The 13,974-nt window shown below is 70.5% G+C and carries 15 protein-coding genes and 1 pseudogene; 11 read left to right on the top strand and 5 right to left on the bottom strand.

Annotated elements, in window-relative coordinates:
* The first annotated feature begins 1 nt into the window (after position 1).
* The 7 genes from map (at position 2) to rplQ (ending at position 4,143) form a co-directional block, all read left to right on the top strand.
* Complete coding sequence (gene map, locus GCG21_RS13080; protein ID WP_370517516.1) at positions 2-817, top strand: type I methionyl aminopeptidase; 816 nt, start codon at positions 2-4, stop codon at positions 815-817.
* A 239-nt stretch (positions 818-1,056) separates the two neighbouring features.
* The gene (infA, locus tag GCG21_RS13075) at positions 1,057-1,278 is read left to right on the top strand and encodes a translation initiation factor IF-1 (RefSeq protein WP_152910129.1); all 222 of its coding nucleotides are present in this window, start codon (positions 1,057-1,059) and stop codon (positions 1,276-1,278) included.
* A gap of 69 nt (positions 1,279-1,347) precedes the next feature.
* A complete protein-coding gene (rpmJ, locus tag GCG21_RS13070; protein WP_152910128.1) occupies positions 1,348-1,461 on the top strand; it encodes a 50S ribosomal protein L36 in 114 nt (37 codons plus the stop codon).
* 159 nt (positions 1,462-1,620) lie between these two features.
* On the top strand, positions 1,621-1,998 hold the full coding sequence (gene rpsM / locus GCG21_RS13065) for a 30S ribosomal protein S13 (protein ID WP_152910127.1): 378 nt from the start codon (positions 1,621-1,623) through the stop codon (positions 1,996-1,998).
* A 75-nt stretch (positions 1,999-2,073) separates the two neighbouring features.
* Positions 2,074-2,481: a 30S ribosomal protein S11 gene (gene rpsK / locus GCG21_RS13060; RefSeq protein WP_152910174.1), complete on the top strand. Its 408-nt coding sequence runs from the start codon at positions 2,074-2,076 to the stop codon at positions 2,479-2,481.
* 100 nt (positions 2,482-2,581) lie between these two features.
* A complete protein-coding gene (locus GCG21_RS13055) occupies positions 2,582-3,586 on the top strand; it encodes a DNA-directed RNA polymerase subunit alpha (RefSeq protein ID WP_153878766.1) in 1,005 nt (334 codons plus the stop codon).
* Between the two features lie 32 nt (positions 3,587-3,618).
* Complete coding sequence (gene rplQ, locus GCG21_RS13050; protein WP_152910126.1) at positions 3,619-4,143, top strand: 50S ribosomal protein L17; 525 nt, start codon at positions 3,619-3,621, stop codon at positions 4,141-4,143.
* 116 nt (positions 4,144-4,259) lie between these two features.
* On the opposite strand, the gene GCG21_RS13045 is transcribed toward rplQ, so the two are convergent.
* A complete protein-coding gene (locus GCG21_RS13045; protein ID WP_152910125.1) occupies positions 4,260-5,015 on the bottom strand; it encodes an ROK family protein in 756 nt (251 codons plus the stop codon).
* A gap of 38 nt (positions 5,016-5,053) precedes the next feature.
* Here GCG21_RS13045 and truA point away from each other — a divergent pair, with 38 nt between their 5' ends.
* From truA to glmM, 4 genes are all read left to right on the top strand, one after another.
* On the top strand, positions 5,054-5,890 hold the full coding sequence (gene truA, locus GCG21_RS13040; protein ID WP_370517515.1) for a tRNA pseudouridine(38-40) synthase TruA: 837 nt from the start codon (positions 5,054-5,056) through the stop codon (positions 5,888-5,890).
* A gap of 245 nt (positions 5,891-6,135) precedes the next feature.
* Complete coding sequence (gene rplM, locus GCG21_RS13035; protein WP_153878764.1) at positions 6,136-6,579, top strand: 50S ribosomal protein L13; 444 nt, start codon at positions 6,136-6,138, stop codon at positions 6,577-6,579.
* A 32-nt stretch (positions 6,580-6,611) separates the two neighbouring features.
* Positions 6,612-7,097: a 30S ribosomal protein S9 gene (gene rpsI / locus GCG21_RS13030; protein WP_153878763.1), complete on the top strand. Its 486-nt coding sequence runs from the start codon at positions 6,612-6,614 to the stop codon at positions 7,095-7,097.
* A 152-nt stretch (positions 7,098-7,249) separates the two neighbouring features.
* A complete protein-coding gene (gene glmM, locus GCG21_RS13025) occupies positions 7,250-8,602 on the top strand; it encodes a phosphoglucosamine mutase (RefSeq protein ID WP_152910124.1) in 1,353 nt (450 codons plus the stop codon).
* Positions 8,603-8,670: 68 nt separating this feature from the next.
* On the opposite strand, the gene GCG21_RS13020 is transcribed toward glmM, so the two are convergent.
* The 4 genes and pseudogenes from GCG21_RS13020 to GCG21_RS16340 all read right to left on the bottom strand — a co-directional run.
* A complete protein-coding gene (locus tag GCG21_RS13020) occupies positions 8,671-9,333 on the bottom strand; it encodes a hypothetical protein (protein WP_152910123.1) in 663 nt (220 codons plus the stop codon).
* Between the two features lie 59 nt (positions 9,334-9,392).
* Entirely contained in the window at positions 9,393-9,983 is a 591-nt protein-coding gene (locus GCG21_RS13015) for a hypothetical protein (protein WP_152910122.1), read from the bottom strand.
* A gap of 887 nt (positions 9,984-10,870) precedes the next feature.
* On the bottom strand, positions 10,871-11,818 hold the full coding sequence (gene coaA / locus GCG21_RS13010; protein ID WP_194928894.1) for a type I pantothenate kinase: 948 nt from the start codon (positions 11,816-11,818) through the stop codon (positions 10,871-10,873).
* Between the two features lie 180 nt (positions 11,819-11,998).
* A pseudogene (locus GCG21_RS16340) lies at positions 11,999-13,974 on the bottom strand (hypothetical protein); the annotation flags it as partial.

Genomic DNA, 13,974 nt, shown 5'->3' with positions numbered 1-13,974 from the left:
GGTGTTCGGCCGCGAGCGGATCGAGTACAAGTCCGACGACCAGGTCCGCCTCATGCGACGGGCGGGGCTGGTGGTCGCAGACCTCCACGCCGCGGTCCGCTCGGCGCTCGAGCCGGGCCTGACCACCGCCGACCTCGACCGGATCGCGGCCGAGGTCATCACCCGGGCGGGTGCGACGTCGAACTTCCTCGGCTACCACGGTTTCCCCGGGGTGATCTGCACGTCGGTGAACGAGGAGATCGTGCACGGCATCCCGGGCGGGCGTGAGCTCGCGGCCGGCGATCTCGTCTCGATCGACGCCGGGGCGATCGTGGACGGCTGGCACGGGGACGCCGCCTTCTCGGCGATCGTGCCGGGAGCCGAGCCCGACCCCGCCGATGCCGCGCTCATCGCGACCACCGATCAGGCGATGTGGGCCGGCATCGCGGCCACCGCCACGGCGACGTGGCTCGGCGAGGTCTCGGCCGCGATCGACGACGCGAGCGGCGACTACGGCATCGTGCTCGACTACACCGGGCACGGGATCGGATCGGCGATGCACCAGCCGCCCGAGGTGGTCAACTACCGCACCAACGCCCGCGGTCCGAAGCTCAGGGCGGGCATGTGCCTGGCGATCGAACCCATGCTGAGCCGCGCGAGCGGCGAGTCCAGGGTGCTGGCGGACGAGTGGACCGTCGTCACCGTCGACGGCTCCCGGGCCGCGCACTCCGAGCACACCGTCGCCATCCACGCCGGCGGGATCTGGGTGCTCACCGCGCCCGACGGCGGAACCGGGGGACTGGCCCCCTTCGGCGTCGTGCCCGTGCCGCTCGACTGACCCTGCCGACCCGGCCGAGCCCGTGGAGCAATCCGGGGTGCCCGTGACGCGCGCCACTGTGGCGGCGGTGTCCGCCGGGCGCTCGATGGCGTACCATGGACCGTTGGGTGCGCTGCGTCCTGCCCACGGCGAGAGCCGGCAGCGGAACGCGGCGCCTCCTCATGGCGTCGGAGCGACGTCGGACGAACGATAGAGCAGTGAGCAACCAGCTCATACGATGACGACGAATAGCGGAGTACATGGGCAAGAAGAGTGATGCCATCGAGGTCGAAGGGACCGTGGTGGAGGCGCTTCCGAATGCGATGTTCCGGGTGGAACTCGAGAACGGACACAAGGTTCTCGCCCACATCTCGGGCAAGATGCGCCAGCACTACATCCGAATCCTCCCCGAGGACCGGGTCGTCGTCGAGCTGAGCCCGTACGACCTGACTCGTGGTCGAATCGTCTATCGGTACAAGTAAGTCCCCACTCGGCGCCGACGGTCCTGCGACCGGCGAAGCGGTGTGTGTTCGACGATCAAGGAAACGAATATGAAGGTCAAGCCGAGCGTCAAGAAGATCTGTCCGAAGTGCAAGGTCATCCGTCGTGACGGATCCGTGCGCGTGATCTGCGAAAACTTGCGCCACAAGCAGCGCCAGGGCTGAAACTGGCCGGCCGGAGGCTCTCCCGCCCCGGCCGCGGCGGACTCGTTCCGCCTCCAAGCGTATTCCCGGTGCCCACGCGGCATCACACCCCCGGTCGGAGGCCGGGGCCCCCAGCGGGACGGGAATGGGCGAAGACCTCCGATCCGATCAGGAGTTAAGTTGGCACGACTCGTCGGCGTGGACCTCCCCCGCGAAAAGCGGCTCGAGGTTGCGCTCACCTACATCTTCGGCGTGGGACGCACCCGCGCCGCCCAGACCTGCGCCGCCACCGGGCTCTCGCCCGACGTGCGGGTGAAGGACCTCAGCGACAACGACCTCGTCGCTGTGCGTGACTTCCTCGAGGCGAGCTACAAGCTCGAGGGTGACCTTCGGCGTGAGATCGCCGCGGACATCCGCCGCAAGGTCGAGATCGGCTGCTACCAGGGCCTGCGCCACCGTCGTGGTCTGCCCGTGCACGGGCAGCGCACCAAGACCAACGCCCGCTCGCGCAAGGGCCCCAAGCGCACCGTCGCCGGCAAGAAGAAGGCGGCGCGCTAACAGCGCCAGTAGTCCCGAGGCGCCTCCCGCGTGAGTGCGCCCGGGATCGACGACCTGCACAGAAGAGAGAAGCTCATGCCTCCCAAGACCCGCACCGCCTCCGGCGCCCGCAAGCCGCGCCGCCGGGATAAGAAGAACGTGGCCCAGGGCCACGCCTACATCACCTCGACGTTCAACAACACGATCGTCTCGATCACCGACCCGACCGGAGCGGTGATCTCCTGGTCCTCCTCGGGCCAGGTCGGCTTCAAGGGCTCGCGCAAGTCCACGCCGTACGCCGCGCAGATGGCCGCCGAGGCCGCCGCGCGCAAGGCGCAGGAGCACGGGATGAAGAAGGTCGACGTGTTCGTCAAGGGCCCCGGCTCCGGCCGCGAGACCGCGATCCGCTCGCTCCAGGCCACCGGCCTCGAGGTCGGCTCGATCTCGGACGTGACCCCGCAGGCCCACAACGGCGTTCGCCCGCCGAAGCGTCGCCGCGTCTGAGCCCCAGCTCAGCACATCTGCACGACCCCCTTGCTCGGACCGAGCGGCGAGGGGCCTGCCGTGGCGTCATATAGCGGACGCCGGCTGAAAGGACATCCCCGTGCTCATCGCACAGCGACCCATCCTCACCGAAGAAGTCGTCGACGAGTTCCGCTCGCGGTTCGTGATCGAGCCGCTCGAGCCGGGCTTCGGCTACACGCTCGGCAACTCCCTGCGCCGCACGCTGCTCTCCTCGATCCCCGGTGCGGCCGTCACCTCGATCCGCGTCGACAGCGTGCTGCACGAGTTCTCGACGATCTCGGGCGTGAAGGAAGACGTCACCGAGATCATCCTCAACATCAAGAACATCGTGGTGTCCTCGGAGAACGACGAGCCCGTGGTCATGTACCTGCGCAAGGCGGGCCCGGGTGTGGTCACCGCCGGTGACATCACGCCGCCGGCCGGGGTCGAGATCCACAACCCGGACCTGCACCTGGCCACCATCAACGCCAAGGGCAAGCTCGAGATCGAGCTGACCGTCGAGCGCGGCCGGGGCTACGTCTCCGCGTCGCAGAACAAGGCCTACGAGGCGGAGATCGGCCGGATCCCCGTGGATTCGATCTACTCCCCGGTGCTCAAGGTGACCTACAAGGTCGAGGCCACCCGTGTGGAACAGCGCACGGACTTCGACAAGCTCATCGTCGACGTCGAGACCAAGAAGTCGATGGCGCCGCGGGACGCGCTCGCCTCGGCGGGCAAGACCCTGGTGGAGCTGTTCGGCCTGGCGCGTGAGCTGAACGTCGAGGCCGAGGGCATCGAGATCGGCCCCTCGCCGACCGACGCCGCCCTCGCCGAGGACCTCGCCATGCCCATCGAGCAGCTCGACCTGACGATCCGCTCCTACAACTGCCTCAAGCGTGAGGGCATCCACGTCGTGGGCGAACTGGTCGCACGGTCCGAGGCCGACCTGCTCGACATCCGCAATTTCGGCGCCAAGTCGATCACCGAGGTCAAGGACAAGCTCGCCGACCTCGGACTCTCCCTCAAGGACTCGGGTGCGGACTTCGACGCCTCGCTCGTGGCCGGGGCGTTCGACGACGGCAACGACTTCGACGTCTACAACTGACCTGCCGGTCCTTTTCTGAACTGGAGTAACCCATGCCTGCACCTACCAAGGGTCACCGTCTCGGCGGTGGACCGGCGCACGAACGACTGATGCTCGCCAACCTGGCGCAGTCGCTGTTCGAGCACGGCAGCATCCGCACGACGGAGAACCGGGCGAAGCGGCTGCGTCCGCTCGCCGAGCGGCTCATCACCAAGGCCAAGCGCGGCGACCTCTCGGCCCGCCGTCAGGTGCTGGCCGTGCTGTCCCGCAAGGACGTCGTGCACGTGCTGTTCACCGAGATCGCGCCGAAGATGGCCGAGCGTCCTGGCGGCTACACGCGCATCACCAAGATCGCGCCGCGCAAGGGCGACAACGCGCCCATGGCCGTGATCGAACTCGTGCTCGAGACCTACAGCCCGAAGCAGGCCACCGTGAAGGAGGCCGAGGCGGCCACTCAGCGCGCCGTCAAGGAGAGCGCCGCGGAGGAGGCCCCCGCCGCCGACGAGGCTCCCGTGACGGAGTCCGAGGAGGCGCCCGCAGAAGCCGAGGCCGCGGTCGAGGAGTCCGACGAGAAGTAATTCTCCTCGGAAGCCGGGCGGGACACCACCTGACGCCCCAGCCCGGTCCGAAGGGCCCGCGCGAGGTCACCCCTCGCACGGGCCCTTCGTCGTCCCCGCCGGGGCTGGTGTGGGCGTCAGCGGGGCAGGTTCCAGACCCGGACGCCGCCGAGGATGCCGGCCGAATTGGGCACGATGACGACGTCGTCGCCGAGCTTGGCGGTCGTGGTCGCCGTGATGCGACGGGAGTTGCCACCCCCGAGATAGAGCCGATCCCATAGGAAGACCGGACGCAGCTCCTCCACGACCGTGCGCACGCGCCGCGACCAGTGCGCGTCACCGAGCCGGATGCGTTCGTGCTCCCCGAGATATTCGTCGTAGGTCAGCCCCCACCGCACGGGGGCCCGGCTCAGCTCCAGATGCGGGGCGAGCCTGCCGCCGTCGAAGATCGCGTTGCCCAGCCCGGTGCCGAGGCTGATCATGAGCTCGAGGCCCGCCCCCGCGATCACCCCGGCGCCGTGCACCTCGGCGTCGTTGTAGACGAGCGTGGGGATGGCGAGCCGGGCCGTGAGGCGCCGTCGCAGGTCGACGTCGGTCCACTGCTCCACGAGCTCGGGCAGCACCCGGGTGCGCGGCCCGGAGCGGGTGACGTAATGCGGGGTCGAGACGACGACGCCGTGGCGGATCATCCCCGGCATGCCCACCGTGGCCCGGTCGGCCGCCGGGAGCCGGGTGGCCAGGTCCGCGATCACGTCGACCAGCCGGTCCGGGGGCAGCGGGTACGGGGTGGCCGTGCGGACCGCCTGGGCCACCGTGGTGCCGGCGGCGTCGAGCACCGAGGCCTTGATTCCCCCGCCGCCGCAGTCGACGGTCAACGTGAGCGGATTCTCCATGCTGGAACCCTATCGACCCAGCTCGATACGATGGCCGGGTGCGCATCCGACTCGACCTTGGCTACGACGGCACGGACTTCTCGGGATGGGCGCGCCAGCCCGGCCTGCGCACGGTCCAGGGGGACATCGAGGCGGCTCTCGACCGCGTCCTGCGCCTCGACGATCCCGCACGACTGACCGTCGCCGGCCGCACCGACGCCGGCGTGCACGCCCACGCCCAGGTCGCCCACCTCGACCTGCCCGAACAGGCCTGGCTCGCCGCGCCCGGCCGCAGCGACCGGAGCCCGGGCGAGGCGCTCGCGACGCGCCTCAACGCGGTGCTGGCCGACGACGTGGTCATCCGTTCCGTCGCGGCCGCACCCGCGGGCTTCGACGCCCGGTTCTCCGCGATCTGGCGCCGGTATGCCTACACGGTGCTGCCCGGCTCGGCCGTGCCGGACCCCCTCCGGCGGCGCGAGGAGCTCCGCTATCCCGGCGAGCTCGACCTCGCCGCCCTCGACCGGGCCGCGGCCCTGCTCGTGGGGGAGCGGGACTTCGCCCCCTTCTGCCGCAAGCGCCCCGGGGCCACGACGATCCGGACCCTCGAGGAGTTCGACTGGGCGGCCCGCGGGGAGCGGCTCGTCGCGAACGTGCGGGCCGATGCCTTCTGCCACTCCATGGTCCGCTCCCTCGTGGGGGCGTGCCTGGCCGTGGGGTCGGGGCGCCGCGACCTCGACTGGCTCCGCGGCGTGGCGGCGGGGCACGAGCGGAGCTCCCTGGTACAGGTGGCCCCGGCACACGGGCTCGCCATGGTCGAGGTGGCGTACCCGCCCGAGGCGCGCCTCGCCGTCCGTGCGCGGCAGGCTCGAGCGATCCGTACCCTGCCGCGGGCGTGAACGCGACCACCCGCGCCTGTGGGCTCGCTCACTACGGCGCGGACCGCTTTGACCGACCCCGCGCGTGTGGGTACTCTTATGAGTCGTTGTGCGTCCGTTTCGCATCCTGGTGTCTCCCACTCACCGCGCGAGCGAGCGAGGCACCGAAACTGACAATCCCGGTCCCGGTATGGCCGTGCCGCTGAGGCTTCCAGCCGCGGCCTCCCGTGACCAGCTGCAAGCAAGCACAAGAAACGAAGGTTCCCGTGCGTACGTACACTCCCAAGGCCGGCGAGACCGAGCGCAACTGGTACGTCATTGACGCTACCGATGTGGTGCTCGGTCGCCTCGCCACCCAGGTCGCCACGCTGCTTCGCGGTAAGCACAAGCCGACCTTCGCCCCCCACGTGGACGGCGGTGACTTCGTCATCGTCATCAACGCCGAGAAGGTCGCCCTCACCGGCTCCAAGCAGGAGCAGAAGGTCGCCTACCGCCACTCGGGTTACCCCGGCGGCCTCAAGGCGACCAGCTACGCCGAGATGCTCGAGAAGAACCCCGAGCGTGCGGTGGAGAAGGCCGTGCGAGGGATGATCCCCAAGACATCTCTGGGCCGTGACCAGCTGCGCAAGCTCAAGGTGTACCGCGGCGCGGACCACCCGCACCGCGCCCAGCTGCCGCAGACCTTCGAGATCACCCAGGTCGCGCAGTAAGCGCGCGGACAACGGACCAAGGAGCACCACCTGTGGCTGAGACCACCACCACCATCGACGAGCAGGCCGACGCGCCGAGCTCTTACACCTCCGAGACCACCGCGACGACCGGTCAGGGTGAGTCCATCACCGCACCCGGCGCCGCCGTGGGGCGCCGCAAGCGCGCCGTCGCCCGAGTCCGCCTCGTGCCGGGCACCGGCAGCTGGAAGCTCAACGGCCGCACCCTGGAGGAGTACTTCCCCAACAAGGTGCACCAGCAGCTCGTGAACTCCCCGTTCGCGCTGCTCGACATCGAGGGCCGCTTCGACGTGATCGGCCTCCTGCACGGCGGCGGCCCCTCGGGCCAGGCCGGTGCGTTGCGGCTCGCGATCGCCCGCGCCCTGAACGAGATCGACGTCGAGGCGAACCGCCCGGCGCTCAAGAAGGCCGGCTACCTCACCCGGGACGCCCGCGCCATCGAGCGCAAGAAGGCCGGTCTGAAGAAGGCCCGCAAGGCGCCGCAGTACTCGAAGCGCTGAGTGTGCCCTCGCCCGCTGTGGCGAGGCTCCAGGCGTGACAACGGCCCCGGCAATATACTTGCCGGGGCCGTTCGCGTACCCGGAGCACCCGGAGTCGGGTGCCACGCGCGCCGACCAGCACGGCCACGCGGCCGAGAACAGGATGGGGAAGCATGACACGACTCTTCGGCACCGACGGGGTGCGCGGGCTGGCGAATCACGAGATCACGGCCGAGCTCGCGCTCGCGCTCGGAGCGGCCGCGGCTCGGGTCCTGACCGAGCAGGGAGACTTCACCGGGCGCCGTCCACACGCCATCATCGGACGCGACCCGCGAGTCTCGGGAGAGTTCCTCTCGGCCGCGCTCGTGGCCGGGATGACCAGCGCGGGTGTCGACGTGACCGATCTGGGCGTGCTCCCCACGCCGGCGGTCGCGTTCCTCACGGGATCGACCGAGGCGGACCTGGCGGTCATGGTCTCCGCCTCCCACAACGCGATGCCCGACAACGGCATCAAGTTCTTCGCCCGCGGCGGCAACAAGCTCGAGGACGCGATCGAGGATGCGATCGAGGCGGCCATGCGTCGGGACTGGGCGCGGCCGACCGGCGCGGACGTCGGGCGGATCTCCTTCGATCGGGGCGCCTCGGTCGAGGACTACTCGGACCACCTGCTCGGCACGATCGACGTGGACCTGAGCGGCCTGCGGATCGCCGTCGACGCGGCGAACGGGGCCGCGAGCCGGGTCGGTCCGGCGATCCTGCGCGCCGCCGGCGCCGACGTCGTGGTGATCAACGCCTCCCCGGACGGGCGCAACATCAACGATCAGTGCGGCTCCACCCACCCCGAGCAACTGCAGGCCGTGACGGTCGCCTCCGAGGCCCACTTCGGGGTGGCCTTCGACGGCGACGCCGACCGGTGCCTCGCCGTGGACGGCGCGGGCCGGCTTGTCGACGGCGACCAGATCATGGGGATCCTGGCGCGGGCGCAGAAGGCCGAGGGCGCCCTCGCCCACGACACGCTCGTGGTCACGGTCATGAGCAACCTCGGGCTGCTGCTCGCGATGGAGGAGGACGGCATCCGCACCGTGCAGGCCGGGGTGGGGGACCGGTACGTGCTCGAGGCGATGCGCGCGGGCGGGTACAACCTCGGCGGCGAGCAGTCCGGGCACATCGTGTTCACGGACTACGCCACGACGGGCGACGGCGTGCTGACGGCGCTGCAACTGTCCGCGCAGGTGGTCCGGTCCGGTCGCAGCTTCGGCGAGCTGGCCGGCTCGATCACCCGGCTGCCGCAGGTGCTCCTGAACGTGAGCGGTGTGGACAAGGCCCGGGCGGGGTCGGACGAGGCCCTCGCCGCGGCGGTCGCCGCGAGCGAGGCCCGCCTCGGTCACACGGGCCGGGTGCTGCTGCGGCCCTCGGGCACGGAGCCGCTCGTGCGGGTCATGGTCGAGGCGGCCACGGCCGAGCAGGCGCAGGCGGAGGCGCGCGGTCTCGCGGACGTCGTGGAGCAGCGCCTGGCGCTGAGCTGACCCGAGGCCCGGCTCGGTCCACCGGCCTTGTCGCGGCCGGTCTGCGTGGGGTGAGTACGCCGAGTCGGTCAGCGGTCAGCGCATAGGTCGTCGATTGTGGTCAGGGCACCCTCGATACTCTCCGGTTCGGCACGGGTCAGACCGGTGAACAGTCGTTGGGCGGCGTCGGACAACTCCTCGTGATCGGGGAGCTGCCATGCCACTGTTCCCCCGAGGAGACCCGCCGCGCCGAAGGCCTCGTTCGCGATGAGATGTTCCCGGTCGTTCGTTGTCGCGCCTGCCCCAATCCAGTCCTCGACCGCGCTGTCGTCCCCGCGGACGGCGCTGACCAGGCCGCAGGCGTAGTCGAGGCGACCCGCCATCGAGGTGTCGGCGTCGTCCCAGGCGAGCCCGCTCCTGTCGCAGGTCGTATCCAGCTCGTCCAGGCCGGTGTGGATGACCGCGGTGTCGGCGTCGGCCAGGCCGGAGCCGAGGGTGACGGCTGAGGAGAATAGATCATCGTGTCCCTCCAAAGGAGCCCCGGACACCGCGCCCAGGAGCGAGATCGCGGCGCTGGCGGAGACGAGTTCTGGATCCGCGTCGGGGCCGGGCTGCACGTCCCAAGACTCGGGTGCAGCTCCGGTGCGGATCTCGGCCACCAGCGCGCATGCATACATAGCCGGCCCGCCTGCGGACTCATCCGGCTCCGACGTGCACCCGGTCAGGGCCAATGCCAGGGCGAAGGCCGCCACGGCGGCACTGACGGCGCGTCGCCCCGATGATCCGGGTGGCATGTCCGGCGGGGCGGGTGTCAGTCGCATACGTGCCCGCAGGTGTCCAGGGTCGGCAGGCTCAGGGACCCGCCCTCGGCGATACCGATCTCGATTCCGCCGGCCCGCCCGGCATCCGCCGGGTCGGCCGCGATCAGGGTCGCGCCGCGCTCGACCACGACGTCCGAATCGAGGGAGGCGGCGGCCGTGCGCACATCCGCGCCGTCAGCGCCGGCGGGAAGGAGGTAGGCCACGATCCCGTGGGCGGCGGTGTGGCCGTCGACGCTGATGGCCGCGCCACGGGCAGCGAACAGCGAGGCCGACGTGCAGGCGGTGCCCGTGACGGGATCGTCCCCAGGCGAGGCGTTCACCCCGTTCGGAAGCTCCGCGACGAGGCAGATGTCGCCCCCCGCGGTCGTCGCGGCCCAGAACGTCACCCCGCGCGCGGTGCCGAGCAGCCTCGCCGTCTCCGGCACGGCGCCCGCGACCTCGGCGACATCACGCGGCAGTTGATCACCGGGTGCCTGGGCATCGCCGAACGCCGGAATCAGTTCCGCCTCGGCTGCGCCGGGCCCATGTCCGGCTCCGCCGGCGGACGCGATGCCGACGACGCTCAGGCCGACGGCCCCCAATCCTGCCAGAATGGCTCGTCCACTATTCATGACGGATGCACCCCTTCACTCATTTGGAGATTCCATGCCGACGCCGGTGTGGTTGGTGTCGCTATTGTCGCATTGGAGTCCCGGTTCTTCATGACTTGTATCCACACGCAAATCCCACCTTGGCTGACGGATTTGCGTGGTACCACCAGCATCTGGCGACAGCGATATTGGAAGGGCCGGAACATGTCAGCTGGCCACCGGTTGGTGAGGTATCGAAGCAGAAGGTTTGCCCGCCTGGGCCCGTCGTTCCATAGCCGGCTGCCTGCTGTGCGGAGAGGACCGATGCTTGAACTGTAGCCGCGTGCATCTGATGAACGCCGCTATAGTGAGGCTCGTCGGGAGGCGTCGGAGCATCCCAATACAGGATCAGCGCTTGCAGTTGAGGCGTGTCGCCAGGAGCTACTGCGGCGCCGCTCGCCGATGGCGGAGCGCCTGCAGGTGAACCGGTGTCCGGTGATGGGCTGCTGTAGACGCCGGTCGCTTGCGCTGCTCCCACGGTGAGCAGCGCAATGAATGCGGAGATTGCGAACATCTGAGTTTTCATATTTCGACCGTACGGCGAATCGGTCGATACTGTCAAGAGACCCTATGTGTTCGCTGCGGGTCCGTCGAGTATCTCAGGTGATGACATATTCCGTCCCGCGGTTCGGCCGGAATGTGTAATTCGTCGCGCCGTCGGGACGCGCCGCGCGACGGCGCCGAATTTATTTATGGCCGACGTGCTCGATCGACATGACCAGTATGACCCGGTTCTCGGCGTCCGGCGGAGCGGGCGCGTCCGGCCGGCCGTACCGGGTCGCTAGCGCCTGATGGAACACGCCCGTGGGGTCGGGCTCGACTCGGACCAGCCGGCCGCGTCAGATCTGACGTAGTCGGAGCCTGGAGACCCGGTGGTCGGTGTCCTTGGAGAGCACGAGCGTGGCCCGGGCCCGGGTGGGCAGCACGTTCTCGACCAGGTTCGGCTCGTTGATGTCGTCCCAGATCTGCTGCGCGCGGGCGACGGCGGCGTCGTCGTCCAGGCTCGCGTACCGGTGGAAATAGGAGTCCGGGTCGGCGAAGGCGGTGCGCCGCAGTCGTAGGAAACGTTCGACGTACCAGCGGCGTATGTGGGCCGTTTCGGCGTCGACGTAGATGGAGAAGTCGAAGAAGTCGCTCACGGCCAGGCCGGCGTGGCCGTCCGGGTGGACGCGTGCCGGCGCGAGCACGTTGAGGCCCTCGACGATGAGCACCTCCGGCTTGCGCACCACGATCTGCGCGTCCGGGATGATGTCGTAGGCCAGGTGCGAGTACACCGGAGCCGCGACCGCCTCCGAGCCGCCTTTGACGTCCTCGAGGAACTCGATGAGGCGGCGCCGGTCGAAGGATTCCGGGAAGCCCTTGCGCTCCATCAGCCCGCGCCGCTCCAACTCGGCGTTCGGGTAGAGGAAGCCGTCGGTGGTGATGAGCTGCACCCGCGGCGTCTCGGGCCATCGGCGAAGCAGTTCCCGCAGCAGTCGGGAGGTGGTCGACTTGCCGACGGCCACGGAGCCGGCGACCCCGATGACGAACGGGGTGTGCCGGGTCCAATCGCCGAGGAACGTCGAGGTGGCCTGCCGCAGTTGCTGTGAGGCGGCCACGTACAGGTTGAGCAGGCGCGACAGCGGCCGGTAGACGGTGTCCACTTCGTGCAGGTCGATCGGATCGCCCAGCCCGGCCAGGTTCTCGACGTCCGCCTGCGTCAGCGGAAGCGGGGTCGAGGACGCGAGCGCGCGCCACGTGGCGCGGTCGAACTCGGCGAACGGGGAGTTGAGCTCCACGTCGGGGATGGACACACTCCAACTCTAGATGAGCCCGACGGCGTGACGGGCACCCGTCCGTCCGTCACGCTGCTCATCCGTCCGCCCTGCTGTGAGTCCGCCGATCCGTGCATGGCTGCTCACTCGTCAACCCGCCGTCGGCACACCGGTGGCCGAACCTGTCGGCCGCGAGCCGACCGAGTCGCTGCCTCAGAAGGGTGGTTCGTCGGGGTAGCGGCGGGCGTCGTCTTCCTCGGCGGCGCGGTGGGCTGCGCGGGTGGTGTCGGCGCGGTCGCTCAGGCGGGTGTCTCGGCTGTGGACGATGGCGAGGGTGTCGGGGGTGGCCTGGGACCAGTGGGCCCGGTTGGCGCGTTCCCGCTGTGGGGACAGTGGCGCGGGCGCGGCGGGCGAGGTCGTCTCGGGCGGGGCCTCCACGCCCGGGGCACGAGTTGTGTCCGCGGCATGAGCTGCGCCGGATGCACGGGCTTTCACGATCGGGCCGGACGCGCTGGTGCCGAGGGCGGTGTTCTCTCGGGTGCCGGTCGTCGGGCTGGTGGCCGGCTGGATCGCTCCCGTGCCGCTGCTGGTGCCGCCGCTCGTGGCGGCGTTCTCGGTGTTTTCGTGCGTGTCGCGGTGCTCGCCCGTGCCACAGCGCCCGGCGGGTTCGGTGTGCTGAGCGGTCTCGATGCTCTCGGCGGTCTCGATGGGGCCGATGGGGCCGGTGGGGCCGGTGGTGGCCTGGGTGTCGAGGGTGCCCCAGGGGGTGCGTAGGAGGCGGATGCCGTGGGGGCCGGTCCACAGGTAGGTGCCGGCGTCGAGTTTGGCGTAGGACCAGGCCGCGTGGCGCCCGCGCGAGGCGGAATCGGTGTGGGCGTGGGTCTTGAGGCGGTGATGCGCCCTGCAGAGCGGGGCGAGGTTGCACGGGCAGGTCGCGCCCCCGGTCACGACCAGGCCCTCGCCGGTCCCGCTGCCGGCGTCGCTCCCGCCGGCGTCGTGCTCGCCGGCGTCGTTCCCGGCGTGTCCGTCGTGCCCGTGATGTGCGGCGTGTCTGTCGTGCCTGGTGCGTGTGGTGGTGTGCCAGGCCTCGATGTGGTCGAGGTCGCAGGCGCGGGCGGTGCGGGTACACCAGGGGAAGGCGCATCGGTCGGTGGTCAGGATGGCCTGGGTGCGCATCCGTTCGGTCGGGGTGTAGGAATCGGTCGCGAGGGGCTCGTCCAGGTCGAGGACCGGGCGCACGATGATCTCGGGTACGAAACACGATCCGGACCCGCCCTCGCCGGACAGACCGGTTCCGGGCAGACCGGTGCTGGGCAGTACGGTGCCGGGCTGTCCCGGGGATGCGGGCGCAGCTGTCCCGTTGAGGCACGGCCCCTCGGGCACACCCGTCTCCTCAGGGCCGGGTGCGGGTGTGCCCGGTGCCGCGGGCGCGGGTGCGGGCGGCAGGGTGGTGGGGCGGTGGAAGAGGGAGCCGAGTTCGGCGGCGGTGATGACCGCGCCGCGGGGTAGGCCGCGGGCCTCGACCCGGACCGGGACCCGGCGCAGCCGTTCACGATCGAACCCACCACCCGCAGCCCGCGCGCCGACACGAGAAGCGCCACGATCACCACGATCACCGGAATCGGAAAGATCACCCGGATCGCCGGGATCGCCCCGATCGCCGGGTGGTCGTGGCGGGCTGGTGGCCGGGAGTCCGCCGGGCCAGAGGTCGGCGGCCTGGAGGTGCAGGTACATCAGGATCCGGCCCCGCGGCACGCCCGCACCACCGGTATCCGGCGCGCCCCGATGACCCGGGGTGCTCGATGGTTCGGAGGTTCCGGCCTGCTCGGCGGCCCCGGCCTGCTCGGCCTGCTCGGCGGTGCCATCGGACGGTGGGAAGATACGACCGAACGTGCCCGGCTCGCCCGGGCGGCCGGACTCGCCCGGGCGGACGGGGTCGCCCGGTCGGGCGGGCATCGCCTGCCGGTCGGGCGGGGCTGGTTGGGCTGGTTGGTTGGGGCCGGTGGGGGTGCAGCCGGGTAGGGGTGTGTGGCCGTAGCGGGCGCGGGCGAGGTCGCCCAGGGCGTAGGCGCGTAGGTCTCCGGCGGGTAGGTTCCAGCCCTGGGCCTGGATCATGCCGGCGAGGTGATCGATCACGTCCTGCAGGATCCGGCCATCGGCCGCGGGTAGGACCGCGTGCATGCGCGAGT

This window comes from Pseudactinotalea sp. HY160 (genome assembly GCF_009372055.1).
In the GTDB taxonomy this organism is placed as follows: Bacteria; Actinomycetota; Actinomycetes; order Actinomycetales; family Beutenbergiaceae; genus HY158.
Note: the sequence above shows the minus strand (reverse complement) of the source record. Positions and strands in the feature narration are given on the sequence as shown.